The organism is Pantoea sp. FN0302, from assembly GCF_050113775.1.
In the GTDB taxonomy this organism is placed as follows: Bacteria; Pseudomonadota; Gammaproteobacteria; order Enterobacterales; family Enterobacteriaceae; genus Mixta; species Mixta alhagi.
The window spans coordinates 197,926-221,170 of record NZ_JBNJSM010000004.1 but is presented as its reverse complement, the minus strand read 5'-3'; the positions used below and the strand labels follow the sequence as shown (position 1 = coordinate 221,170).

The 23,245-nt window shown below is 55.8% G+C and carries 17 protein-coding genes; 7 read left to right on the top strand and 10 right to left on the bottom strand.

All coding sequences use genetic code 11. The annotated features are described in order from the left end of the window. Positions 1-147: 147 nt before the first annotated feature. Positions 148-1,644: a dGTPase gene (gene dgt, locus ACQE32_RS16175; RefSeq protein ID WP_426982119.1), complete on the bottom strand. Its 1,497-nt coding sequence runs from the start codon at positions 1,642-1,644 to the stop codon at positions 148-150. Between the two features lie 105 nt (positions 1,645-1,749). Here dgt and mtnN point away from each other — a divergent pair, with 105 nt between their 5' ends. After that, the gene (gene mtnN, locus ACQE32_RS16170; protein WP_427022092.1) at positions 1,750-2,448 is read left to right on the top strand and encodes a 5'-methylthioadenosine/S-adenosylhomocysteine nucleosidase; all 699 of its coding nucleotides are present in this window, start codon (positions 1,750-1,752) and stop codon (positions 2,446-2,448) included. Next, positions 2,441-3,232 (top strand): vitamin B12 ABC transporter substrate-binding protein BtuF, encoded by a 792-nt coding sequence (gene btuF, locus ACQE32_RS16165; protein ID WP_427022091.1) that lies wholly within the window; start codon positions 2,441-2,443, stop codon positions 3,230-3,232. The genes mtnN and btuF overlap by 8 nt, the downstream gene beginning before the upstream one ends. Positions 3,233-3,323: 91 nt before the next feature. On the opposite strand, the gene erpA is transcribed toward btuF, so the two are convergent. Together erpA and clcA are read right to left on the bottom strand one after the other, a co-directional pair. Next, a complete protein-coding gene (gene erpA / locus ACQE32_RS16160) occupies positions 3,324-3,671 on the bottom strand; it encodes an iron-sulfur cluster insertion protein ErpA (RefSeq protein ID WP_085067931.1) in 348 nt (115 codons plus the stop codon). A 79-nt stretch (positions 3,672-3,750) separates the two neighbouring features. Next, entirely contained in the window at positions 3,751-5,169 is a 1,419-nt protein-coding gene (gene clcA / locus ACQE32_RS16155; protein WP_426974523.1) for a H(+)/Cl(-) exchange transporter ClcA, read from the bottom strand. Between the two features lie 161 nt (positions 5,170-5,330). Between clcA and hemL the strand changes: the two genes are divergently transcribed. Continuing rightward, the gene (gene hemL / locus ACQE32_RS16150; RefSeq protein ID WP_427022090.1) at positions 5,331-6,611 is read left to right on the top strand and encodes a glutamate-1-semialdehyde 2,1-aminomutase; all 1,281 of its coding nucleotides are present in this window, start codon (positions 5,331-5,333) and stop codon (positions 6,609-6,611) included. Between the two features lie 72 nt (positions 6,612-6,683). Here the strand turns inward: hemL and fhuB are convergent, their stop codons facing one another. The 7 genes from fhuB to hrpB form a co-directional block, all read right to left on the bottom strand. Further along, complete coding sequence (gene fhuB, locus ACQE32_RS16145) at positions 6,684-8,669, bottom strand: Fe(3+)-hydroxamate ABC transporter permease FhuB (RefSeq protein ID WP_426982116.1); 1,986 nt, start codon at positions 8,667-8,669, stop codon at positions 6,684-6,686. Then, positions 8,666-9,541, bottom strand: coding sequence for a Fe(3+)-hydroxamate ABC transporter substrate-binding protein FhuD (fhuD, locus tag ACQE32_RS16140; protein ID WP_426982115.1), 876 nt, complete (start codon positions 9,539-9,541; stop codon positions 8,666-8,668). The genes fhuB and fhuD overlap by 4 nt, the downstream gene beginning before the upstream one ends. 15 nt (positions 9,542-9,556) lie before the next feature. Next, on the bottom strand, positions 9,557-10,351 hold the full coding sequence (fhuC, locus tag ACQE32_RS16135; RefSeq protein WP_085067936.1) for a Fe3+-hydroxamate ABC transporter ATP-binding protein FhuC: 795 nt from the start codon (positions 10,349-10,351) through the stop codon (positions 9,557-9,559). Between the two features lie 53 nt (positions 10,352-10,404). Continuing rightward, positions 10,405-12,573 carry a ferrichrome porin FhuA gene (gene fhuA, locus ACQE32_RS16130; RefSeq protein ID WP_427022089.1) on the bottom strand — a complete coding sequence of 723 codons (2,169 nt, stop codon included), beginning with the start codon at positions 12,571-12,573 and terminating at the stop codon, positions 10,405-10,407. Between the two features lie 316 nt (positions 12,574-12,889). After that, positions 12,890-14,824, bottom strand: a complete 1,935-nt coding sequence (locus tag ACQE32_RS16125) for a methyl-accepting chemotaxis protein (RefSeq protein WP_427022088.1) — start codon at positions 14,822-14,824, stop codon at positions 12,890-12,892. 410 nt (positions 14,825-15,234) lie between these two features. Next, the gene (gene mrcB / locus ACQE32_RS16120; protein ID WP_426974517.1) at positions 15,235-17,772 is read right to left on the bottom strand and encodes a bifunctional glycosyl transferase/transpeptidase; all 2,538 of its coding nucleotides are present in this window, start codon (positions 17,770-17,772) and stop codon (positions 15,235-15,237) included. A gap of 80 nt (positions 17,773-17,852) precedes the next feature. Beyond that, positions 17,853-20,294, bottom strand: a complete 2,442-nt coding sequence (gene hrpB / locus ACQE32_RS16115; protein ID WP_427022087.1) for an ATP-dependent helicase HrpB — start codon at positions 20,292-20,294, stop codon at positions 17,853-17,855. A gap of 76 nt (positions 20,295-20,370) precedes the next feature. On the opposite strand from hrpB, the gene thpR reads away from it, so the two are divergent. From thpR to gluQRS, 4 genes are all read left to right on the top strand, one after another. Next, positions 20,371-20,904, top strand: a complete 534-nt coding sequence (gene thpR, locus ACQE32_RS16110; RefSeq protein WP_426974515.1) for an RNA 2',3'-cyclic phosphodiesterase — start codon at positions 20,371-20,373, stop codon at positions 20,902-20,904. Next, positions 20,901-21,605 carry a DNA/RNA nuclease SfsA gene (gene sfsA, locus ACQE32_RS16105; protein WP_426974514.1) on the top strand — a complete coding sequence of 235 codons (705 nt, stop codon included), beginning with the start codon at positions 20,901-20,903 and terminating at the stop codon, positions 21,603-21,605. Before thpR ends, sfsA begins: the two co-directional genes overlap by 4 nt. Positions 21,606-21,781: 176 nt before the next feature. Then, positions 21,782-22,237, top strand: a complete 456-nt coding sequence (dksA, locus tag ACQE32_RS16100) for an RNA polymerase-binding protein DksA (protein WP_013507920.1) — start codon at positions 21,782-21,784, stop codon at positions 22,235-22,237. Between the two features lie 65 nt (positions 22,238-22,302). After that, a complete protein-coding gene (gene gluQRS / locus ACQE32_RS16095) occupies positions 22,303-23,229 on the top strand; it encodes a tRNA glutamyl-Q(34) synthetase GluQRS (RefSeq protein WP_426974513.1) in 927 nt (308 codons plus the stop codon). Positions 23,230-23,245: the final 16 nt, after the last annotated feature.

Below are 23,245 nucleotides of genomic sequence, written 5' to 3'. Positions count from 1 at the left end.
CTGTTACTCGTATTGGATCAATGAAGCTGACCATCATTTTGGCCGTGTTGATGAGATTAAATTTTTACCGCAAAGTTCATCAGTAACTTTTTGGCAAAAGTAAAAAAATATTCTGCATCTTTACAAAACTCCTTTTTTATTACTTCACTATTCAACCGCCATTAAACGCCGGTATTCATCCCAGGCATAAAGATCGGTCATTCCACTAATATAGTCCTGAATCAGACGCGCACGATAATAACGTTCCCACAACAGCCGCTGATATTTATGCTCAATTTTCAAAGTGCGCATATGTTGTTGATAAGCACGGCGGTGTTTGCCAGATAGCTTATGAAACAGTCGGGTTTCGATAGGATGTCCGGCCAGGAAATCTTCGGTCATCAGCGTGGTAAAAGCTTCATAATTTAGCTTAAGCAGCGGCTGGTAAACCTCCAGCAGCCCTTTTATTACCCGATAGCCCTGTAATTCGAGCTGTTCAACTTCTGAATGATTAAATACATGGCGGCGCGCGACGGTTTTAAATAACTTCAGCAACCTGCCCTCTTCGCCCTCGTCTTCCAGCAACGCATGATTAAAGTCGCCGTTAAAAATGGCCGCCAGATTATCCACGAAACGATTAACCGCGTGGGCCACCAGCACATTTTGCACGCTCACACGCAGCGACATAAAAAATTGATCGCTTCGGCCGCGAATTTTCTTTCCGTTTGCCTCGCGCCAGGCATAACCAATGGTGCGGCTGAAAGCATCGCCGGGACGCACCGGCCCCCACAGTTTTTCCAGATAGCCATACAGCGTATCAACGTTGAAAATGGCCTTCTCTACTGCATCATCAAGGTCGGCAATACAGTAGGAAATATCATCTGCCGCTTCCATGATCCAGGTTAACGGAAAACGGTGATGCTCCTGCAGCTGCGTGGCCGCGCGCAGTTCGGCAATGTAATGGCGCTCGGAAAGATAAAAGCCCGGCTTTTTCATCAGGGTGCTGAACTGTGCTGGCTTTTCGCCCTGCCACCAGGCGGGCGCGGTATATTTCAAAATACAGGCGACCTGACAGTAGGTCAGGTTTAGCTGCAGTAGCGTATGTACCAGACGAATCGCCTGCGCGTTGCCTTCGAAATGACAAAGATCCTGACGGATAATCGCATTCAGGGCGCTGAAGTCCGCCTGCTGCTGTGCGTCGCCATCGTCTACGCCTGCCACCAGCGGATCCACCAGCTCAGCCGGTAAATTGGCGTCGAACCAGTCGTTGATCGCCGCTTCGCCAAAATGACCAAAGGGCGGGTTGCCCACGTCGTGCAACAAACAGGCCATCTCCACCAGACTTTCAAACGCGCCGGATAGCTCCTGCAGACCATATTTTTCCAGGCCGCCGCGCGTTTTCAGGGTTTCAAGGATCTCTTTTGCGATATAACGTCCCGTCTGCTGCACCTCCAGCGAATGTGTCAGCCGCGAACGCACAGCAGCGTTGCGCTCCAGCGGAAACACCTGGGTTTTCTGCTGTAAACGACGGATGGCGGCTGAATTAATAATACGCCCACGATCGCTTTCAAAATGACGGGTAATGGCATATTCGCCCTGCGGCGCTTCCCGACTGTTCCATGGGCGCTGAAAGCTGATCCGCTGCCGGAAATTAATCTTATCCATTGATTCCCCTTGTTTCTGCATGAAAACATCTTGCCGTGGGCCTGTGTTAGACTATGCAACAGTTCAAATGCTGAATTCCACTTTAATTACTTAGCGAGTAACCCTATGAAAGCAGGCATTATTGGTGCAATGGAGCAGGAAGTCACACTGCTGCGCGATAAAATCGAGAATCGTCAGACTATTTCTGTCGCTGGCTGTGAAATTTATACCGGTACCCTGAACGGTGTGGAGGTAGCGCTGCTGAAATCCGGGATCGGTAAAGTTTCCGCCGCGCTGGGCACGGCCCTGCTGCTGGAACGCTGCAGTCCTGATTTCATTATCAATACCGGATCGGCGGGTGGCCTGGATTCTTCGCTGAAAGTGGGCGATATCGTGGTATCGGACGAGGTGCGTTATCACGATGCGGACGTCACCGCCTTCGGCTATGAGCCGGGCCAGATGGCAGGCTGCCCTGCCGCTTTTCCGGCTGACAGCGCGCTGATTGCCGCCGCAGAAGCGTGCATTAATCAGCTAAATCTGCACGCGGTACGCGGTATGGTCGTGAGCGGCGATGCCTTTATCAACGGCGCAGAACCGCTGGCGCGTATTCGCACCACCTTCCCGCAGGCAATTGCGGTAGAGATGGAAGCCACGGCGATCGGTCACGTTTGTCATCAGTTCGCCACGCCTTTTGTAGTCATTCGCGCTATCTCTGACGTTGCCGATCAGGAATCTCACCTTAGCTTTGAAGAGTTTCTTAGCATTGCTGCTCAGCAATCTTCACTGCTGGTGGAAATGCTGCTGGGCAACCTGGCGCGTGGCTAAACGCCTTATCGCCTTGCTGGCGCTCTGGCTCTTTTCCAGCCTGGCGCTGGCGGCCAGCGCGCCGCGTGTTATTACGCTGGCGCCGCATCTCACTGAACTCGCCTTCGCCGCCGGGATCACGCCGGTGGCAGTTAGCGCCTGGTCCGATTATCCGCCTGAAGCGAAATCGCTGGAGCAGGTCGCTAACTGGCAGGGTATTAAGCTGGAACGCATTCTGGCGCTAAAGCCGGATTTGGTGCTGGCGTGGCGCGGAGGTTCTCCGCAGCGGCAAATCGATCAGTTGCGCACGCTGGGCGTAAAGGTTATCTGGCTGGATCCCGACTCGATTGAAAGCATTATCGCCGCGCTGCATCAGCTGGCGGCGTGGAGCCCCTCTCCACAGCAGGCCCATGATGCGGCAGATCGCCTGGCGGCGCGCTTTAAGGCATTGCAACAACCTAATAAACAACCAAAGCATCGGCGCGTATTTTTACAGTTTGGTCAACAGCCGCTGTTTACTGCCGCACGCGCAACCTTACAAAACCAGCTGTTGGCGCTGTGTGGCGGCGAGAATGTGTTTGCAGCCAGCCCGGTGCCCTGGCCGCAGGTCAGCCGCGAGCAGGTACTGGCACGCCATCCCGATCTGATTATCGTGCCTGGCGACAGCCACGCCGCCGCTCAGACGGCACGATTCTGGCAGCCGCAACTGCTGGTGCCGGTGATAGCGATCCCCGAAGACTGGCTAAGCCGTCCCGGTCCGCGTAGCGTGCTGGCCGCAGAAAAATTGTGTCAGGCGCTGCAATAGCAGGCAAAAATCAGGTGGGAAGCGCGTTTGACGGGCGATAAAGGGCAGGAATAATTAGCGTGCTTTACAGGAAGTAAAGCACGCGCTTCTGTCAGATGCTAAAGGAAGAACCACAGCCGCAGGTGGTTTTAGCATTGGGGTTGGTTACGATAAAACGGGAACCTTCCAGGCCTTCGGTATAATCCACCGCGCCACCCACCAGGTATTGCAGACTCATCGGATCCACAACCAGCGACACGCCTGATTTCTCAATGGTCATATCGCCATCGTTGATTTTGTCGTCGAAGGTGAAGCCGTACTGGAAACCACTGCAACCGCCACCGGTAATATAAACCCGCAGTTTCAGATCAGGATTATCTTCATCAGCAATCAGGGTTTTCACCTTGCTGGCTGCCGCCTCGGTAAATTGCAGCGGCAGTGCTGCTACTTCATCACTCATTGAAACACTCCGCAATTAATCCGGCTCAGGCCAGAAATGGCCGCGCTTGTCAATATTATCTAATAGCCTGGTGCAGCAATCAAGTATCCGCCCTCGCACTCTGTGCCTTTTCCCGATCCTGCTGTGCCTGCTGCTTTGCCAGCGTCCTGGCCAACAGTGAGGAGTAGAGCGGCTTGCCGCCCAGAAACTGCGCCAGCAGCGTTGCGCCGAGGCAGGTAATAATCATCGGTAAAATCAGCTGATAATTATCGGTCATCTCCAGCACCAGCACGATGCCGGTCAGAGGCGCACGCACCGAGGCGGCAAACAGCGCGCCCATACCGGCAATAGCAAAGGTACCAGGATCGAGCGTCAACGCCGGCAGCAGCGAAGCGCAGGCCATGCCGAAAGCGGTGCCCAACAACGTGCCCAACGCCAGCATCGGCGCAAAGATGCCGCCCGGCGCGCCTGAACCGAAACAGAGCAGCGTGGTAACCACGCGCGCGATAAAAATAAACAGCAGCATCCCTACGGTATAGTGCCCTGCCGCCGCGATGGGGATCAGACTAAATCCACCGCCTGCCGCTTCTGGTTTAATCACCGCAAGAACCCCGCACAGCCCACCCAGCAGCGCCCCGATAATCAGCGCTTTTTTCATCACGCCGCCGTGCAGCCGCTGAAAAAAGTCCTGAGTAATAAAAATCAGGCGGTTAAACAGCACGCCGACGATGCCGAACAGCATACCCAGCACCAGATAGAGCCACAGCGTATTAATTGGCGCACTGGCAAGCTTGCCGACGGCAATCACCGCATGTTCGCCGTTGAAATAGCGAAACACGATGCTCGACATGATCACGCCGATAAATACCGCTTTAATGGAGATCAGGCTATAGCGGAACTGCAAACGCATCTCTTCGATAATAAACAGAATGCCGGCCAGCGGCGCATTAAACGCGGCGGAAAGACCGGCGGCGGCTCCGGTAGCCAGCAGCGAATGGCGCGCTTCAGCGCTGCGCATACGGAAAAGATCCAGCACCATGCGCCCAACGTTGCCGCCCAGCTGCACCGTTGGCCCTTCCCTTCCCAGCACCATGCCAGCCCCCAGCGTGCCCATGCCGCCAAGGAATTTAACCGGGATCACGCGCCACCAGCGTACCGGACGCAGTTCTTCCAGCGCGCCTTCGATTTCCGGAATACCAGAGCCGCCCGCTTCTGGCGCAAAGCGCCGCACCAGCCAGTAACCGAAAACGGCCAGCAGCGCCGACAATAAAAAGGCCAGAGGAAAAGCCAGCCACAGATGATCGCCTGTGCTGGCCACCACGCCCAGCCGCCAGGCCTGTACCGCCGTTACCGCTTTCTCAAACGCGACCCCAATCAGCCCGGCCAGCGTGCCGACGATGCCTGCGACAAACAGAATCGCGACGGGGGTTTTATCACGCCGTAGCAGCATCCGCAGAAAATCGGTACGCCGCAGGGGAACCACATGTAACTGCTCGGTGGAGGTGGGTGTTTGGTTCATAACGCTCACATCAGTAAATTAATCAAGTCCGTTATCATACGCCGCACCCCATAAAGGGGCAAAAAATGCCAGCCTGCGCAATACTCTTTTTGCCAGCCATTCAACGTGGCCCTAAGTTCCCGTAGAATGGTCGGGTTTTTCTTTCATTCAGGAGCCGATTAATGAGTAAGTCCGAAAACCTGTATCAGCAGGCGCAGCGTTCCATTCCCGGCGGCGTAAACTCGCCGGTACGCGCCTTTACCGGCGTCGGCGGCGTCCCGTTATTTATTGAGCGTGCCGATGGCGCCTGGCTGTACGATGCCGACGGCAAAGCCTATATCGATTATGTTGGATCCTGGGGGCCGATGGTGTTGGGCCATAATCATCCGGCGATCCGCAACGCGGTCATTGAGGCGGCAGAGCGCGGTTTAAGCTTTGGCGCGCCGACCGAGATGGAAGTGAAGATGGCGGAACTGGTGTGCAAACTGGTACCGTCAATGGAAATGGTGCGGATGGTTAACTCCGGCACCGAAGCCACCATGAGCGCCATTCGCCTGGCGCGCGGCTTCACCCGACGCGATAAGATCATCAAATTTGAAGGTTGTTATCATGGCCATGCCGACTGCCTGCTGGTGAAAGCGGGTTCCGGCGCCCTGACGCTCGGCCAGCCGAATTCACCTGGCGTTCCGGTAGATTTCGCAAAGCATACCCTGACCTGCACCTACAATGACCTGGCCTCGGTACGCGCCGCGTTCGAACAATATCCGCATGAAATCGCCTGTATTATCGTTGAGCCGGTAGCGGGCAATATGAACTGTATTCCGCCGCAGCCCGATTTTCTGCCCGGCCTGCGCGCGCTGTGCGACGAGTTCGGCGCGCTGCTGATTATCGATGAGGTGATGACCGGCTTCCGCGTAGCGCTGGGCGGCGCTCAGGCGCACTATGGCGTAACGCCGGATCTGACCTGCCTGGGCAAAATCATCGGCGGCGGCATGCCGGTAGGTGCATTCGGCGGACGTCGTGACGTGATGGAAGCGCTGGCGCCGACCGGCCCGGTTTACCAGGCGGGTACGCTCTCTGGCAACCCTATCGCGATGGCCGCCGGTTACGCCTGCCTGACGGAAATCTCCCGACCCGGCACGCACGCCACGCTGACCGAGCTCACGACCCAGCTGGCGCAGGGTCTCCGTGCGGCGGCCCAGGCGGAAAATATCCCGCTGGTGGTGAACCATGTCGGCGGCATGTTCGGTCTGTTCTTCACCGATGCGGCACAAGTCACCTGTTATGACGATGTGACGCGATGCGATACCGAACGCTTTAAGCGTTTCTTCCATTTCATGCTGGAGGAAGGGGTGTACCTGGCGCCGTCGGCGTTTGAAGCGGGCTTTATGTCGCTGGCGCACAGCGCTGAGGATATCCAGCGCACGGTTGATGCGGCGCGTCGCAGCTTTGCGCGTTTGTAAGGGTTTACCTGTAGCCGGCTTAACTCGCGCCGCCATCATCAAACGTTAACGGGCGCCCTGCGGCGCCCGTTGTTATTTCACTTTCCGCAGTAGCCAGACAAAATAAGGCGCGCCGATAAAGGTTGCCAGTAGTCCCGCCGGGATCTGATTCGGAAACGCCGCCATTCTGCCGCCCCAGTCGGCCACAATCATCAGACCGCCGCCCATCAGCGCAGCAACCACCATCTGCGGCAGCGCCCGCCGGAATCCCAGCATACGTGCGATATGCGGCGCCATCAGCCCAATAAAACTGAGTGGTCCGATGGTTAGCGTCGCGGCGGCAGTCAACGCAGAAGCCAGCAGCAGCAAACTAAAACGCGCCGGCATCAGTGCGACGCCAATGGAACGCGCCGTGGCGCTGCCCAGCGGCAAAATGGTTAACCAGCGGCTGGCGAGCGGAGCTATCACCACCAGCACCACGGCTACCAGCGCGGTGCGCAACGCCTGTGCCGCATCCACGCCATAGGTTGAACCTGAGATCCAGCTCAGCAGCTGCGCCATGCGCGGATCGCCGCTGGCCAGCAGCATCGCCAGTAATGTGGTAAAGGCGGTGCTGAAAGCCATCCCCGCCAGCAGCATACGCTCCGGCGAAAAACCGCCGCGCCCGGCCACCAGCATAATCAGCAGCAGCGTAACCGCCGCGCCAAGGCTGCCGGCAGGCAGTAGCCAGGCAAAAGCGTCGCCCGGCACCAGAAACAACATCAGCACCACGCCGCAGGCTGCGCCAGAGCTGATGCCCAGCACTTCCGGGCTGGCCATGGGATTACCGGTCAGGCGCTGTATCAGGCTGCCCGCCACGCCCAGCATCACCCCTGCCGCCAGCGCGGCCACCATGCGCGGTGCGCGCCACGGTTGGAGCTGATGCCAGAGTTCGCCGCTCGCCCACAGCCAGCCGTGCGCATCGCGCCCCAGCGATAGCGCGGTAACCGCCAGCAGCAGCAGTACACCAAGCGCCGCCAGCACCCACCACAGCACATGCTGACGCTCCGCAGGCACGCGGTCGCCCTGATTCAGCGGCGACGGCACCGCCCCGGTACGCAGGCGCGGCAACAGCCACAGCAGAACTGGTGCGCCGACCAGCGCCGTTAAGGTGCCGGTTGAAATCTCACGCCAGTTATCGGTCAGCCAAATCACGCACTGGTCCGTCAGCCAAAGCAACAGTGCGCCCAGCAGCGGGGCCAGTAACATACGACTAACCAGACGGCGTGCGCCCAGCAGTTTCGCCATCAGCGGTGAAAACAGCGCGATAAAGGAGATGATGCCGACAGCATTTACCAGCATGCCGCTCAGAATGATTGCCAGCCCCAGCGCCGCCAGCCGCACCAGCGACAGCGCCATACCCAGATTTTTAGCGACACCATCGTCCAGCCCTAGCACCGTAAGAGGCCGCCGCAACAACAGCGCCAGCGCAAAGCCCAGCAGCAGACGCGGCAGCAAAAAGGTCACGTTGCTCCAGTCCTGCTGGCTTAATGAGCCAGTACTCCACAAGAAAAGGTTTTGTAGCTGATCGTGATTGAAGATAGCGAAGATCTGATTAACCGCGCCGCAGTAAAGGCTCATTACCAGCCCGGCGAGGATCAGGGTCACCGGCGACAGCCTTTTCCCCCAGGCGATGCCAAACACCAGCAGGCCGATGAGTACCGCGCCCGTCATCGCAGCGATCTGCTGCGTGAGCATTCCGCCCGGCAGCGCCCACAGGGTTGCAACCGTGATGCCAAGCTGAGCGCCGCTCGCCACGCCAAGCGTGGTCGGCTCCGCCAGCGGGTTGCGTAATACCTGTTGGAAAAGCACGCCCACCAGCCCCAGCCCTGCCCCGGCCAGCAGCGCCACCGCCAGCCTGGGCAGCAGGCTAAAGTGAAACACCATCTGATCGATATTATTGCGATCCGGCTGCATTAACGCATGTAGCCACTGCGGTGTTGGCAGATGATGAGTAAAATTCAGGCCGGTCAATGCCAGCGCGCCCAGAAACAGCGCACCGATCAGCATTACCGGAAAAGCGAAACGCCTGTGCATCATGCCTCCAGCACATTATCGAGAATACGGCAAAACGTCATCGCCGAGAGCGTTGCACCATAAAACCAGACGGTTGGCACGCGGGTAAAACGTTGCTGACGTACAAAAGGCAGCGACTGCCAAAGCTCGGTTGCAGCGATCTGCTTCATTAAGGCATTATCACCGTGGCTCAGACAGAGCACATCCGCATCAACTATGCTCGCCAGACGCTCGATCCCTACCACTGCGCTGCCCCAGAAATTCGTTTCGCCCTGCCAGGCGTTTTGCAGCCCAAGATTTTGCATCACTTCTAAAAACAGGCTGCCTTTGCCAAAAACAATCGCATGACGTTTATCAATTAACGACATCAGCAACAGCGGCTTCGCAGCGCGCGGTGCAAGACGCATACGCATATCGGCAAAAAATTCATCAAGCATCGCCAGGTGTGCCCGCGCCTGCGGCTCTCGGCCGATACGCTGCGCCAGCTGCGTTAGCGACTGACGTGCCGCCGTTAACGGCTTACCGTCGCTGTTGTTAAAGGCGAATCCCTGGCTGGGAGCGATACGCGCCAGAGTTTGCGGTGAGGGGCCATAGCCGCTGGAATAAAGAATCAGAGAGGGTTTCAGTTGCGTCAGCAATTCAAGGTTCGGCTCAACGCGCAGCCCAACATCTATTACGCTCGCAGGCAGTTCAGGCTTGCCGACCCAGTCGCGATAGTTAAACAGTTCAGCTGCGGCCATCGGCACCACGCCCAGCGCCATCATTAATTCAATCGGCAGCCATTCCAGGGCGACAATGCGCTGCGAATCAATTGTTTCAGCCCGCAGCGTTTGCTGCCAGAGCAGCGGAGAGATCGCCATAGCGGTAAGCAAACGACGGCGTGTTATTGGCAACATAACCACATCCTTGTATCAGTAAACAAAGCTGACCGGCGCGCCACCCTGCGGGTGCGGCAGAATGCCCATTGGAATGTTATAGATGCGTTCCAGCACTTCGCTGTGCATGATGTCCGCCGGCGCGCCCTGAGCGATCATCTCACCGGCGCGTAGCGCGACCAGCGAATCGCAGTAGCGTGCCGCCATATTGATATCGTGCAGAACGGCAATTACCGTCAGCCCACGCTGCTGGCTAAGACGCTGGATCAGCGCCAGCACCTCTACCTGATGCGCAATGTCCAGCGCCGACGTAGGCTCATCCAGCAGCAGGCAGCGGCTGTTCTGCGCCACCAGCATCGCCAGCCAGGCGCGTTGCCGTTCGCCGCCGGAGAGACTATCCACCAGACGCCGGGCAAGGGGCTTCAACCCCACCAGCGTAATCGCTTCCTCCACGCGCTGACGATCTTCTTCACCGTAGCGCCCCAGCGCGCCGTGCCACGGATAGCGGCCTACCGCTACCAGCTCCCGCACCGTCATTCCCTCCGCTGGCGGCAGATGCTGAGGTAAATAGGCAATCTGCCGGGCAAAGGCCTTGCTGTTCCACTGGTCCAGCGGTTTGCCATTTAACAGCACGCGCCCTTCGCTGGCGGGCTGATGTCGGCCTAACATTTTTAGCAACGTCGATTTGCCGGAGCCGTTATGACCGATAAGGCCGGTAACTTTACCGCTGGGAAAGGTAAGCGAGAGAGGATGCAGCAGCGTGCGTCCGGGCACGCGAAAACTGACTTGATCGAGCGTGAAGGTGGTTTCCTGTGACAGCTGATGTGACATGGTTATCTTCAACGGTGACGGACGCGACCAAAGCCGCGTCCGGATGGATGGATTTAGAAACGGAATGTTGCGGTAGCAACCACCTGGCGTTCAGCGCCCCAGAAACAGCCGTAAGTCTGGAAGCAGCTGGCGACATATTCGCGGTCCAGCAGGTTATTAACGTTTAACGCGACGCTAGAGCCGTACATGCCAAAGCGGCCAAGGTCATATTTCACCACGGCATCGACCACGGCGGCACTGCCCACTTTAAAAGTATTTGACGGATCGCCATAGCTGGAACCGATTAAACGACCGCCGGTGCCCAGCGTTAAACCGCTTAACGGACCTTCATTAAAGGTGTAATCGCCCCACAGCGAAGCCATATGCTCTGGCACCTGTTCCGGCGTATTTCCCTTCAGCGTAGTGTCTTTGGTATATTCCGCATCAGTATAGGTATAGGAAGCGGTCATATTGATATTTGCCGTTAACGCTGCTTTCGCTTCCAGCTCTACGCCACGCGAGCGAATTTCCCCGCCCTGTATCGATTGAAAAACATTGGCAGGATCGGACATCAGGTTGTTGGTTTTTGTCAGCTGATAGAGAGCTGCAGTCACAACAATCGGCTGGTCTTTCGGCACATATTTAACGCCTGCTTCATACTGGCGACCTTTAGAAGGCTTAAAGGTATTACCCGCAGCGTCTGCGCCGGAGTTTGGCTCGAACGATTCGCTATAGCTTACGTAAGGGGTAATTCCATTATCAAACAGGTAGTTCAGCCCTACGCGTCCGGTAAACTGGCTGTCACTGCGCTCGGTATAGGTGCCTGCCTGATAAGCACGCGTAGACTGCTCTAACCAGTCATAACGCCCGCCAGCCGTCAGAACGAAGCGGTTCCACTCCGCCTGATCCTGTACATAAAGACCCGTCTGCTTCTGCTTGTTTTGTTGATACGGCGTGGCAGCGCCAAAAGCATAATCGCTGTAATTCGGGTTACGTAAGTCCAGATCCGTTCCGGTGCCAAAGAGGGCGCTGATATCGTTGCGCATCTGCTGGAAATCGATTCCCGTTAACAGCGTATGCGTTACTGCTGCCGTAGCAAATTTACTCTCAAGCTGCGTATCAACGGCAAAATTATGCAGTTTTTCATTATCAACAACGGTATTACGCTTCAGAATATAGGGGTTACTGGCATTAACGCCGTTGCCATAAACACTTTTTTGCGCGGTTTTTGCTTCTACATAACGCAGGTTTTGACGCACCGTAAAGGTGTCGTTGAAGCCGTGTTCAAAGCTGTAGCCCACTAATTTATGCGACAGAGAATAGGTATTGTTGCGGGCGCCCTCGTTGAAGCTAACCGGCAGACGTGAGCCGTTCGGCAAAGGCTCAACTGTGCCTTCTTTTGGCAGCCAGCCGTAATAACCGGTTTCCGGAGAATCCTGCAAATTCGCCAATAACGTCAGGTTAGTTTTATCATCAGGACGCCAGGTAAAGGCCGGAGCAATAGCGTAGCGTTTCTCTTTTGCCCGCTCTTGCTGATTATCATTAGAACGCGCTACGCCGGTAAGACGCCAGGAGTATACGCCGGCATCATCAAACGCATTGCTGAAGTCAAATCCAGTCTGCCATAGATTATCGGTGCCCATCTTAAACTGCACTTCACGCAGCGGTTCTGTGGTAGGGCGTTTGCTGGTCATGGTAATGATCCCGCCAGGACTGCTTTTGCCGTACAGCACAGAAGTTGGGCCACGTAATAATTCAACGCGCTCAAGCATATAGGGATCGATGATTACTTCGTTATAGAAGTCGCCCTGAAGTTTCAGTCCATCCAGGTAGTTATTCTGATTGACCGAACCAAAACCCCGAATCTTAACGGCATCATAAGTGTTTGATGCGCCGCGCGTAGCAACCGTCACGCCCGGCGTATAGCCCAGCGCCTCTTTTACGGACGCAGGCTGATGGGTATCCATTTCCTGACGTGTTACCACCGATACTGACTGCGGGTTCTTTTCGATTGGCGTATCGGTTTTGGTGCCGGTTGCGCTGTGCTTAGCGGCGATAGTTGCAGCCGGTCCCCATGCACTTTCCTGCGGCGCGTCGGCTGTGGCATCCACCACCAGCGTCTGCTCTGCGGCAAAGGCAGAGCCTCCTCCCGCCAGGGTTAGCGCCACCAACACCGCCAGCGGACGTTTCAACAAGCCCGCCGTAGCGGAAGCAGTAAAAATTTTACTACGCGCATTTGCCATTATGTTTTCTCTGAGTGGAAATAGGTCAGGCGATGAAAAAGGAAACGCAAACGATAATTATTCGTATGCTTATTGTTGTGGTTGGATAATATGCGAAACAAACTCAGATCTGCAAGCCCTAATGCGGGGATATACGTGCCCTGCAGGCCAGCTTTAAAGCGGTGATCGAGGCGCTATGAGTCAGATCAAAAAACGGGCGCATCCTGATGCGCCCGTACAATCCCTTTGGGTTCGTGGTTTTGTCCCGCCGTCTGTTTTCCCATTCACGGCGGGAAAGCGATCAATGTTACTGTGGCATCGCCCCGCTTCATCTCTATTACGTTTTACTGGTGCGAAACACTGAAATCGCCTCACGCAACGCCCTTGCCCGTTCAGCCAGCAATCCGGAGGCCGCTGCCGACTGCTCTACCAGCGTGGCATTCTGTTGAGTCGAGCTGTCCATTTGATTAACAGCGATGCTGATCTGCGAAATCCCGGCGCTTTGCTCTTCAGAGGAGGACGAAATATCTTTAACCAGCTGCGCGGTCTGTTCGATCGAGGTAACGCTTTGGTTCACTTTCTTCCGGGCATCCTGCACCATATTAATGCCCTGCATAGAATGCACCACCGACTGCTCAATCAGCTGTTTAATCTCACGTGCGGCGGTTGCCGAGCGCTGCGCCAGCGCACGTACCTCAGCGGCGACCACGGCAAAACCTTTACCATGCTCCCCCGCGCGCGCCGCCTCGACCGCCGCATTCAATGCCAGGATGTTGGTTTGAAAAGAGATGCCATCAATCACGCCAATGATCTCCTGAATTTGCCCGGCGCTGTTGTTGATCTGCTCCATAGAGGCTTTAACAGACTCCATCGCTTCCCCGCCGCTTAATGCGGCTTCTGTCGCCTCCTGCGCCATTTCGGCTGCGTGACGCGTGTTATCCGCGTTCTGACCGATAATGGAGGTCAGCTGTTCCATGCTGGCCGCCGTTTCAGCAAGCGATGCCGCCTGACTCTCTGTCCGCTCGGAAAGATTCTGGTTGCCGCTGGCAATCTCTTCAGAAGAGCTGGCGATAACGTCCGAACTCTCCTGAATAGAAAAAACCAGACTCGACAAACGATGGTTCATTTCACTGAGTGAACGCAACAGGGAGGCTGTTTCGTTATTGCCGTCCACCTGAATATTATGGGTTAAATCGCCGCTGGCGACCTTTTGGGCAATCATGGTCGCTTCATTAAGCGGGCGGGTCACTGTTTTTACAATAAATATGGTAAAAGCAACCATCATTAAAGCTATTAAAATCAGCGATCCCAGTAACCATATCTGTGAAAGACGCTTGTTGTCGCTCTGTTGAGTAAGCAGCTGTGTAAGCGAGTCTGCAGCGGTATGACCAAGATGTTCATATTTATTTAAAATCGTATTAAAACGCAGGGTATAATCGCTTTCACTCAATTTAATCGTTTGCCGATGAGTAAAGATATTATCTGCAACCTGTAGCGCCTCCGCCGATACTTTCCATAGTTGTTCAACCGGCTGAGACAGTTTTATCTTTAATTCATCGTTCAGGGCAAATGCCTTCATAAAGTATTTATGGAATATATCCAGCGATCTCTTTGTCTGTTCTATCTGATCGGCAACCCGGTCATAGTCCGCCTCTTTCTTCACATTATTGGTCGCTAAAAACTCGGCCCCGCTGCCTCGCACCTGAGCCAGGCCAGCAATCATCTCCGGGATGCGGTTAAAAGTGCTCAGCATCAACTGATAGCTGTCCAAATCTGCGTCCAGTGACAGCTTTGAAAAATCAAGTACGTCTACAATCACATCCAGCAACGAGGAGATCAGCTTTTCATGCATTATATTATTTTCAGTCAGCGTAAACGCAGGATCGCTTAGCTTGCGCTGCAGCTCTGCCCATATATCTATGGTGCTTTGCATTTTTTTCATCGCAAATTTGGCCTGCATCATGGTCAGGTTTTTAAGCTGAGAGGTTTGCAGCTTCTCTGCCTCGCTTATCGTAGCTGAGTGGGCTGGCGAAGTGCCTTTACCCTTAGAAATGATAAGATGGCTTTCATCCCAGTGACGCTGATAGATACCGAGCAAGGTTAATAGTTCTTTTTCTGTCAGAATACCTCTAATCTCTTGCTGCTTCACATCAATTGCTTCATTGCCTTGTTTAACCAATAACGCGGTAGGTAAAACAAAAAGCACCAGGGCAAACAGGCCCAGCATTGCTAATTTAGCGGATAAATTAATATTCTTTAATAAATTTCCCACAGTAAATTCCTTTTTATTAAGACAGATACCCATATCTTTCGATTCTGCTAGCTAAAAACGCCAACCATAATTAGACAGATTTAACATCCCTGGAAAAATCTGACATTTCTTAACAGAATAAAAAGAAGCAATAAATAGCAAACCATTCACCCATTATCACTCTTCAGCGAAAGCGTTATTGCCTGAAAAAAAATAACACAGCAATTTCTCACAAAGCAATAAAAAACAAGCGAGCTCTTTGTTAAAAGCTAACAGAAAATTTCTTAGATGCGTTTAATGCTTTAAATAAAACCTAATATCCTGTTTAACACAGGCCGTTTTACCTTATCCCTCCATCAGAGCAGACAACGCCAAAAAAACGGGCGCTCCTTGCGGATGCGCCCGTTCTATTTATGGCTCAGTAACGTGGGTTAATTACCGCCAAACATGTCTTTTATCCAGCCGGCAACGCCATCGCTATCCTGTTGTTGCGGTTGCTGTTGTTGCGGTTGCTGTTGTTGCTGCTGCTGTTGTTGCATCTGCTGCTGTTGCAACTGTTGCTGTTGCAACTGTTGCTGCTGCCACTGCTGCTGACAAAGCGCGGTGGCATCCGTGGTCCATACCGGAAGCGTACGCCAGCCGCTGCTGCCGGTATCACAGACAAAATTGCCGGCAGAATCCACGGCCATCGAAGCAATATCCTCCGGCGGCGTCAGCACCAGCGGCATCGGAGCCTGGTTATCCAGATAGCGGCGATAGAGCTGCATCGCGCCTGACGAACCATAGAGCTTCGTCGGCTGGTTATTGTCGCGTCCTACCCAGGTAATCGCCACTTCTTTACCATCCACGCCAGCAAACCAGCTGTCGACCTGATTGTTAGTGGTACCGGTTTTCGCGGCCAGATGCGCGTCAGGATAGCGTGCGCCCAGCGCGTGCGCAGTCCCTCGTGCCGCCACCTGTTGCATGGCATAAAGCGTCAGATAAGCCGCCTGCGCCGGTTCAACACGCTCCGCCTGTGGGAAGCTCTGATACAGCACGCTGCCATCTTCGGCAATCACTGAGCGCACGGCAGAGAGTGACGCACGGTTACCGCCGCTGGCAATCGACTGAAACGCCTGCGCGACTTCAATCGGTGTCAGGTTAAGTGCACCCAATAGCATTGCCGGTACCGGATGCAGCTGATCTTTCGGCAGCCCCAGTTTGATCCAGGTACTCATTACGCTGTCCAGCCCCAGCGTCATTCCCAGGTTGACCGTAGGAACGTTCATGGAGTTGGTCAGCGCGTCTACCAACATCACTTTACCGCTGAAACGACGATTATCATTCTGCGGCTTCCATACCTGACCGTTGGGTTGTTTAAGCGCGATAGGTTCATCAGCGATCCAGGTATTCAGACGATACGTATCCGGCTGTGACAGCGCGGTGAGATAAGTTGCCGGTTTCGCCAGCGAGCCAATGGAACGGCGCGCCTGCATGGCACGGTTATAGCCAGCAAACTGCGGATCGGCCCCGCCGACCATCGCCCGGACTTCGCCGCTAAAGCGGTCAACAATCACCATCGCGGTTTCCAGGTCCTTCAGGCCGCGCTGTTTTTTCAGCTCCGGGATGCCCTCTTCCACCGCTTTTTCTGCCGCATCCTGTGAAACCGGATCGAGCGTGGTGAAAATTTTCACGCCGGAGAGATCTTTTACCTTATCGCCCAGTTTCGCCTGCAGCTCACCGCGCACCATCTGCATAAAGGCTGGCTGCGGCGTAATAACCCCGCCTTTTGGCTGTACACCAAGCGGTCGGGCACTGAGCATGTCATACAGCTCCTGATCGATTACCTTCTGCTGTTGTAACAGACGCAGCACCAGATTGCGGCGCTCCAGCGACAGCGTTGGATTACGCCACGGGTTATACAAGGATGCGCCTTTAACCATACCAACCAGCAGCGCCTGCTGATCGAGGCTCAGCTCATCCACCGGGCGACCAAAGTAATAGAGACTGGCCAGCGGAAAGCCCCGGATCTGATCGTTACCGGCCTGACCCAGATAGACCTCGTTCAGATAGAGTTCAAGAATGCGATCTTTGCTGTAGCGCGCATCCATAATCAGCGCCATGTAGGCTTCATTGGCTTTACGCCACAGGGAGCGCTTGTTGGTGAGGAACAGGTTTTTCACTAGCTGCTGCGTCAGCGTACTGCCGCCCTGCACCGCACGCCCGGCGGTAATATTCGCCAGGAAGGCACGGCCAATCGAGTAAAGGCTAATGCCGTCGTGCTCATAGAAATGACGGTCTTCGGTTGCGATCAGCGTATCAACCAACAGATCGGGGAAACCGGCGCGCGGCACAAACAGGCGCTGCTCACCGTTAGGGGATTGCAGCATAGTGATCAGGCGCGGGTCGAGCCGGAAGAAACCAAAGTCACGTCCGCTATCAAGGTTTTTGATTTCGCTCAGGGTGCTGTTGCTGAACGTCAGACGTGCACGAATTTGCCCTTCTTTACTGTCGGGGAAATCAAACGGACGGCGGATCATTTCGATGCTGTTCGCCTGCACGGTAAACTCACCGGGCCGCGTCATGCGCGTTACCTGGCGATACTGTGTGCCTTCCAGCAGCGCAATCATCTCTTTTTTATTGTAGGCCATGCCTGGCTCAAGGCTGACCATACGACCATACACCGCCGCCGGCAACTGCCAGACTTTGCCATCGATACGGCTGCGAATTTCTGAATCAAGGTAAACGCCATAGGCAGCCATCACCACCACAAACACGATAAATAGCTTAATCAGCCATCCCAGCCATTTTCTTTTTTTGCTGCGCGGCGGCCGCCCTTTTCCTTTACGTGGCACCGGTCTTTCCTCCTGGTAATCATCATTCTCTTCGTCGTTATACTCTTCCCTGCGGCGTCCCGGTCCACCCGATTGACGTGGCGGTTTGGGCTGTTTCCCTTTGCGCCCGATAGGTTCGCGATCGTTCCCAGACATCTGTTTCGTTTCTCCAGGTAATGGCCGGCTACTCTGTTCTTACTACTTCATTTCGAAAAGCAGAACCCTCTGAAAGATGGCTACTGCGGCGACGCATATTTTTTGGTGCGACGCGTAGGTAACGCGCTGGCCGGATCGTCAGGCCAGGCATGTTTGGGATAGCGTCCTTTCATCTCTTTTTGCACCTCCAGATATGCACCCTGCCAGAAGGCGGCAAGATCGCGGGTAATCTGCAATGGCCGCTGCGCGGGCGATAACAGCTCCAGCACCAGCGCTACGCGTCCTTCCGCAATCGTTGGATTTTGCGCCTCGCCGAACATTTCCTGCAGGCGCACCGCCAGCGCGGGCGGCTTCTCACTATCATAGCGAATCGGCAGACGACTGCCGGTCGGCACAGTGTAATGAGTTGGTAACGCACTATCCAGCCGCTGGCGTTGTGACCATGTGAGCAAATGTAATAATGCGCCCGTCAGACTCACCTGACGCAAACCTTTCATATCACGCACGTTGCTCATCTCCGGCAACAGCCAGCTTTCCAGCGTGGCGAGCAACGACTCATCATCCATCGCAGGCCACTTCTCTTCCGGAAGCCACTGCGCGGCGCATTGCAGCCGCAGCCGCACCTGGCTCGCTTCCGGCGTCCAGTTAAGCACTTCCAGCCCCTTTTCGCGGATCCAGCGCAGCATCGCCGGATGCAGTACCTCAGCATCAGGCTTCGCCAGCGGCTGTGATTTCAGCGCCAGCACGCCAATTTTATCGCGCTGCCAGGCGCGCAGTGTTCCTTTTGCTTCATCCCATTCGATATCGGTTTCGCTACGTACCAGGCCGGGGCAGTCGCGCTGAAGTGTCGTAATCTCTACTGGCAGCGCCAGCAGGATACGTGCTTCAGCCTGCGTATCGCCCTGAAGAAGCTGCGGCGCGATCAACCATTCATGCCGCGTGAGTCCATCCTCATGATCGAGCATCGCGCCCGGGCCGCCCGCCAGCTGATAGCGGCCGCTTTCACCCCGTCGGCGTGCCAGACGATCGGGGAACGCCTGTGCCAGCAGCGTTGGCGCCAGCATCGCGTCCGGCTGTCCGCCTGCGTCATTCAATCGCTTTTGTAACTGACGAGCGCGCTGTTGCCAGCCCGCGTGCAGCGTAAACAGATGATCAAGGAGATTACGGCTACCCTGACGCGGCGGTTCTTCAAGGATAGCGGCCAGCCGGGCGGCCGTTGCCTGCGCATCCCGATCGCGGGCGGCGGTTAATAACGCCGCCAGCCGTGGTTCGCTGCCCAGCTTCGCCATTGCGCGTCCCCGTACCGTCAACTGACCGTTTTCGCCAAGCGCGCCGAGCATGCTCAGCAGCTTTTGCGCCGCCAGCAGTGCCGGCGCGGGCGGCGCATCAATCCAGTTCAGCTGGGCCGCGTCATGGCATCCCCACTGCAGTAAATCGAGCCACAATGCGCTTAAATCGCTTTGTAAGATTTCTGGCTCGCTCTGCGCCGCGGCGCGTTCCGCCTGCTCGCGTGCGATCAGATGTAAACAGATGCCGGGTGATAAACGACCGGCGCGTCCAGCGCGCTGCGTCATGGACGCCTGACTGATACGCTGGGTTTGCAGGCGCGTAATGCCGCTGCGCGCATCGAAACGCGCCGTGCGTTCCAGCGCGCTATCCACCACCAGACGAATGCCGTCAATGGTTAAGCTGGTTTCGGCGATATTAGTCGCCAGTACCACCTTACGTTTCCCCTGCGGCGCTGGCAGGATCGCCCGCCGCTGCGCTGCCAGCGGCAGCGCGCCATATAGCGGACACAGCTCAATATCGCTGCTGACGCGCTGCGCCAGCTGGTTTTTCACCCGCTCGATTTCCCCCACGCCTGGCAGAAACAGCAGCAGTGAACCGCTTTCTTCGCGCAGCAGCTGGGCCACCTCGCGTGCGACAGCCTCATCAAACGGCAGTTGCGTCGGCAGGCTGGCATAGCGCCGCTCTACCGGAAAACTGCGGCCTTCGGAAACAATCAGCGGCGCATCAGGCAGACGCACGCTTAACCGCGCATTGTCCAGCGTAGCGGACATAATCAACAGGCGCAGATCGTCGCGCAGCCCCTGTTGAACATCGAGCAGCAGCGCCAGCGCCAGATCGGCCTGTAAACTGCGTTCATGAAACTCATCCAGGATAACCAGCCCAACGCCGTCCAGCATTGGATCCTGTTGCAGCATGCGCGTCAGAATGCCTTCGGTGACCACTTCCAGCCGGGTAGCAGGCCCAACGCGACTGTCGGCGCGCATGCGATAACCCACGGTTGCGCCGGGCTCTTCACCCAGCTGTTCCGCCAGACGCTGTGCGACATTACGCGCCGCCAGACGACGCGGCTCCAGCATAATAATGCGTCCGGCAATGTTGCCCTGCTGTAACAGCTGCAGTGGCAGCCAGGTGGATTTACCCGCGCCCGTCGGCGCAGCAAGCAACACCTGCGGCGCCTGTTTTAATGCCGCCAGCACCTCTGGCAGCACGGCGCTTACCGGTAATTCACTCAAACGAAACTCCGTCCAGCATTGGTCTTATGATGGTGCGCATTGTAGCATTCCTCTGTGTTGTTTACCGGAGAGTGTTATGAGCGCACGTCGTCTCTTTTTCGGCATCGGATTACCCAAACCGTTGCAACAGCAGCTGGTTCGCTGGCGCGCCGAACAGTTCCCCGAGGAGGCAGGGCGACCGGTGGTGGCCGCCAGCCTGCATATTACGCTGGCATTCCTTGGCGAAATCAGCGATGAAAAAGCGCAGGGGCTGCAACAGCTGGCCGGTCGTATTCGGCAGCCGCCTTTTACCCTACAGCTGGATGATGCCGGGCACTGGCCGCGTCCCGGCGTGGTCTGGCTCGGCTGTCGTCAGGCGCCGCGCGGCCTGCTGCAGCTGGCGGAGATGCTGCGCGCTCAGGCGGCGCGCAGCGGCTGTTACCAAAGCCCACAGCCGTTTCATCCGCATATCACCCTGCTGCGCAACGCGACGCGCCCGGTTGCCCTGCCGCCGCGTAATTTCCACTGGCAGTTTACGGTGGATCATTTTTCTTTATACCAGTCGGTTTTCGCCCAGGGGCGAACCCGCTATCGCGCGCTACAAAGCTGGCCGCTGCAGGAGTCCGTATGAATTTTGAACCGGCATTGCGTCCGGCGCGTCTGATAAGCCGCTATAAACGCTTTCTTGCGGATGTCGTCACGCCGGAAGGCGAGGCATTAACGATACACTGCGCCAATACCGGTGCCATGACCGGCTGCGCAACGCCTGGCGATACCGTTTGGTACTCCACCTCCACCAGCCTGACGCGTAAATATCCGCACAGCTGGGAGCTAACGCAAACGCAAACGGGCCATATTATCTGTGTCAATACGCTGCGTGCTAATCAGCTGGTACGTGAAGCGCTGGCAACAGAGCAAATTGCGGAATTGTCTGGTTACCCGCAGTTGCGGGCTGAAGTCAAATATGGCGCAGAACGCAGCCGAATCGATTTTCTGCTGCAGGCGCACAATAAGCCGGAGTGCTATATTGAAGTGAAATCCGTAACACTGTTACAACAGGGTAAAGGATATTTTCCGGATGCGGTGACCGTGCGAGGCCAAAAGCACCTGCGTGAACTGGCCAGCATCGCCCAACGGGGCGAGCGCGCGGTTATGTTATTTACTGTTTTGCACTCGGGGATTGAGGACGTAGCCCCCGCGCGTCATATTGACGCACGTTATGCAGAACAACTGGCACAGGCACAGCAGAGCGGAGTGGAAGTTCTCTGTTATAAGGCGCAGTTATCACCAGCGGGCATGTGGCTGAATCAGCGGATAAACCTGGCGTTGTAATATTTAGTGCGATTTGTTGTGATAAAAAGTAGCGTTGCGCTAAATACGCTTTTCCTCACAGGCTTGTCAAGACATGTTCAGGAATAATTGCCAACCTTGACTGCTTCTGTTATTTATAGCGGCCTGTTTTTTTCCCCTCTGGGGATCGATAGTGCGTGTTATCCAGGAGAAACAACATGCAAGAAGGGCAAAACCGTAAAACATCGTCCCTGAGTATTCTCGCCATCGCTGGGGTGGAGCCGTACCAGGAGAAACCGGGCGAAGAGTATATGAACGAAGCCCAGCTGTCTCACTTCAGGAAAATTCTTGAAGCATGGCGTAATCAACTCAGGGATGAAGTGGATCGTACGGTATCTCATATGCAGGATGAAGCAGCTAACTTTCCTGATCCGGTCGACCGGGCCGCTCAGGAAGAAGAGTTCAGCCTCGAACTGCGCAACCGCGATCGCGAGCGTAAACTGATCAAAAAGATCGAGAAGACCCTGAAAAAGGTGGAAGACGACGATTTCGGCTACTGTGAATCCTGTGGCGTTGAAATTGGTATTCGTCGCCTTGAAGCGCGTCCGACCGCCGATCTTTGCATCGACTGTAAAACGCTGGCGGAAATCCGCGAAAAACAAATGGCTGGCTAACGGCACGTGAAAAGCGGTGGCGCGGGATATCTGTTCCGCGCCGCCGCTGTTACGTGAAAGCGGTTATGTCTACTCCCTGTACAGGACGTTTTGCCCCTTCCCCTTCTGGTGAACTTCACTTCGGCTCGCTTATTGCCGCGCTTGGCAGCTATCTGCACGCCCGTGCTCAGGGTGGCCGCTGGCTGGTACGCATCGAAGATATCGATCCGCCGCGCGAAGTGCCCGGTGCTGCTAACGCGATTCTGCATCAGCTGGAACATTACGGCCTGCACTGGGACGGTGAAGTGGTGTGGCAATCGCAGCGGCATCAGGCCTACCGCGATGCGCTGGAGTGGCTGCGTCAGCATCGCCAAAGTTATTACTGCACCTGTACCCGTAGCCGCATTCAGCAGATTGGCGGCTTTTACGATGGTCACTGCCGCGATCTGCATCTTGATCCGCAGCAGGCGGCATTGCGGCTGCGCCAGCGGCAGCCGGTCAGGCAGTTTCATGATTTACTGCGCGGCGAAGTGCAGGTTGATGCCGCGCTGGCGGAAGAAGATTTTATTATTCATCGCCGTGACGGGCTGTTTGCCTATAACCTTGCGGTAGTGGTGGACGATCATTTTCAGGGCGTGACGGAAATCGTGCGCGGCGCTGATTTAATTGCACCCACGGTACGGCAGATTGCGCTCTGGCGTCAGCTGGGTTGGCAGGAGCCAGCTTACCTGCATCTGCCGCTGGTGCTTAATCATGATGGCAATAAGCTGTCGAAGCAGAACCATGCGCCTGCCCTGCCCAGCGGCGATCCCCGCCCGGTACTGGTCAGAGCGCTGCGCTTTCTGGGACAAGATACGCCGGAAAACTGGCAGGATATAACAACCACGCAGCTGTTAGCGCTGGCTGTTGCGCAGTGGGATTTGGCAAAAGTGCCGCGCGATGACGCGCTGGCTGCCATTGAAACGACAACACCATTCTCAAATGGTTCGCAACAGGCTATGATTAGCCGCTGATTTTACCACCGAATTA